The 3,041-nt window shown below is 43.2% G+C and carries 2 protein-coding genes and 1 pseudogene; all 3 read right to left on the bottom strand.

All coding sequences use genetic code 11. The features are described from left to right. A pseudogene (locus ACYVRH_RS11530) lies at positions 1–857 on the bottom strand (alpha-amylase family glycosyl hydrolase); the annotation flags it as partial. Positions 858–1,088: 231 nt separating this feature from the next. Then, a complete protein-coding gene (locus ACYVRH_RS11525; RefSeq protein ID WP_461257061.1) occupies positions 1,089–2,627 on the bottom strand; it encodes a DUF362 domain-containing protein in 1,539 nt (512 codons plus the stop codon). A gap of 52 nt (positions 2,628–2,679) precedes the next feature. After that, positions 2,680–3,041, bottom strand: a 362-nt coding sequence (locus ACYVRH_RS11520) for a sugar-binding protein (RefSeq protein WP_461257060.1), incomplete at its 5' end; no start/stop codon positions are given.

The raw sequence follows: 3,041 nt of genomic DNA, 5'->3' as shown, positions 1-3,041 counted from the left end.
GTTAAAACTTCGCTTGGACCGGGGCCGAAGAATGTAGGTTTGCTTTCTTCGTTTATTACGTCAAGGCTCATCAGCAGCCGCGCCATGAATTTTGAAATGAGAAGCCCCCAATGTTTTCGCATATAATCAAGCTGTCCAAAAAGAGAATCGGGGAATTGAATTGCGGGTGAGCGGAGAAAGTCCCAAAGGTTCATGCCGTCGGGACCGAAGACGGGCATTTCTTTTAAGTGCGCTTTTATTTCTTCGATTGCGTCATGGTAGACGGTTTTTGCGGAAAGTTTTTTATCGTCAAATAAAAATTTGAAAGGTTTAAAAGCTGGATTTAAATTTGCAAGCGACAGGAGCGTTGTCTCCTCGATGGAAAGGGCGCGGCAGCTTTCGCCGTCTTCTTTGCTTTTAAGGTATTGCTCAATATTTTTCTCTCCCTTGTACACAGGACGCGGAGGGAATTGTTTGGAAAACTCATTTAAAAGACCGTTGGTTTTGCCTTCGCCAAGATTGGTGTTCAGCCTTTCCAGCGCGGTTTCAAAAACATCGCCCTGAACTTGCTCGCGGTAAAGCGCGACTACATAGTGCAGAATTTCATCGATTAGACCCATCGCGTAAAGATGGCCGGCTTTTATAAAACGCTCAGGATGAGCGGGGTCTTGTTTAAGGTTGATTTTATTCGCAAGCTCTCTGCATTGTTTAATGTCCGCAAAAACCACGTTTCCCGTTAATGAAAAGAGGCTGTCGCTAAGACCGTACTCACGGCGGACATCGTTGTTTACGTGAAACTCCATGAGAGTTTTTCGGCTCTTTGCCCAATGTGCGGATTTTTTTTCCAATTCAGCGAGAATAATTTTAAATTTTTTCATGAGATCTCCTTTTAGCAGATATGGCTAACTGCTGTCGATTATTATACAATAAAAACTATTAAATGCAAATTGCATAAAGTTGAGATTAAAAAACCCCGAATTTGGGCTTTTTTTAGTGTTTTTTGGGTAAAAGCGTAAATAATCGGCTTCCATGTCGATTTTTTACGTTGAAGTTTTACCAATGAAATGATGTAAAAAATACCACAGCTTAAAAAATACAGATTTTACCCTTTACTTAACCGCCGCAGTAGTCGCTGTCGCGTCGGACATAAACTTGGTATATGCGCGAACTTCTATCTTGTGAGAACCTGCGACAAGGCCTGTAGTGTCAAGCGAAACATTAGCCATATTGGCATTAAAACTCTTTTTGTATGCATCGTCGATATAAACATCGATCTTAACAACGTTATTGTTATCGCCGGACGAAAGAGTCAGCGCCAGATTAAGATTTGCACCGGAAAATGCAGTAGAGTTGATCGTTACTGTCGGCTTTGTCAACTGCGCCGATGTTAGCTTGTCGCCACCCGGCGGCGGTAAAATACCTTCAAAATTTGTCCTTACATCGTCAACTTTTTTGTTTCCCAGAACAACAATATTTTTCGTATTCCCACGCAACAGTATTACCCGCCTGTTTGGTTTTCCTCCGACTTGGCCTTTCTCGGCTAAATATGTCATATACGGCACTGTGGTGTAATTCCAATTCATTAAATTTGCTTCAACAATGTCTATAGCAAGCGGGTCTTTTGACGCGAGTATACTGCGCAAGTTTTTCTGTTTAGTTTGTAAAGCCGCAAGGTTGTTACCCGTACCGGGACCGTTATCAAGCCCCTGCAATCCGTCCATTACAACAAAGTCGGCGGGGAGGCAGGAGAAAAAGTCGGCTATCCACTCATGCAAATTAATCGAAGAATGGTTTACCATGCCGTTACGCCCAATACTGCCGTTGGCAATTCCGTAAATTTTTGGCGGAGCGGCGCCTATTGATATGTTTTTGATAGAACCGGTAACAGCCGCGTCCCAATGATTTTTTACAACCGGAATGGAAATAAGCGCGTCTGCCTCGTACATTTTTTTGCTTACCCAATATTTGCCGTCGCCTTTATAATACGTCTTATATGGTGAAGCGCCCTGATAAGAACCGTTAGGAACGATTTTATATTTATAATCACTCAGCGTGACTTGGGTAACGTAGGCTGTAAGGTTTGTCCCATCTCCCGGGGAATATGCACCCCCTTCTGTATCAAGCCCGATAATCTCGTTTACCTCAGTCAGGTTTGTCGTGGTATAGCCTATATTGGCAAATTGTAACGCCATATCTCCGTTACATGAGCCTTCAATGAGCATGATTTTACCCTTGCCTGTACTAGAATTATACGGACCGATAATTGCCCTTACAAGTTCGGCTGTCGCCTGTACAACCCGCCAGTCGGTGCAAACACCGTTCACTGTTTGGGGAATGGCAGTTCCACTGGTTGCCCAACCATAATAAGTGGTTAGTACATTCGGTTTTAGCACAACCACATCGCCGGTTTTTATAATGCTGTCAAGTCCGCCCGCCAGCGTGACCGCTTCGGTAACAAGGGCTTTTATATCGGCATAAGTAAAGTTTGATGCCTGTGTTACCGTTGTTGACTGCACCAATGAGACTACTGACGATTCTGTTGGTGTGGGTTCTATCGGCGTAGGTTCTACTATCGGGCTATCTTTGTTTTCACAACCGGCAAAACCGATTGCAATAACGAGGAGTAATAAAAACATAATCTTTTTCATGACGTTTTCTCCTTAACTTCTATTATCCGGTATCCGGTGTTTTTCATACCGGCTACTTCTTCAAATATATTTTAGCGTATTGATTCGAGTTCTGATACGCTACATTTCTTTCATTATCAGTATTGCCTGTTACAAACATACTGCCAATAAAATGATCACGGTCGCCTATCTGGGTCGGGTTACTGCTGTGGGCATTATTATCGTTATCGCAGTAGGCAACCGCAAAGCCCATTTTCTTGCCAACGGTTAAGGTGAGCGGCGCAGTATCAGGGGTGCTATCCAGAGGATACGAACCATCGTATACCTTCATTTCTATTTCCCAGATATACGTATGGGCAGCGTCATTTTTATTTATTACATATCTTAAATGGGAATTTCGTAATTCATTCCGGTTTCCAATCCAGTCCGCAACAT

Source organism: Treponema sp. R80B11-R83G3, assembly GCF_054786115.1.
Note: the sequence above shows the minus strand (reverse complement) of the source record. Positions and strands in the feature narration are given on the sequence as shown.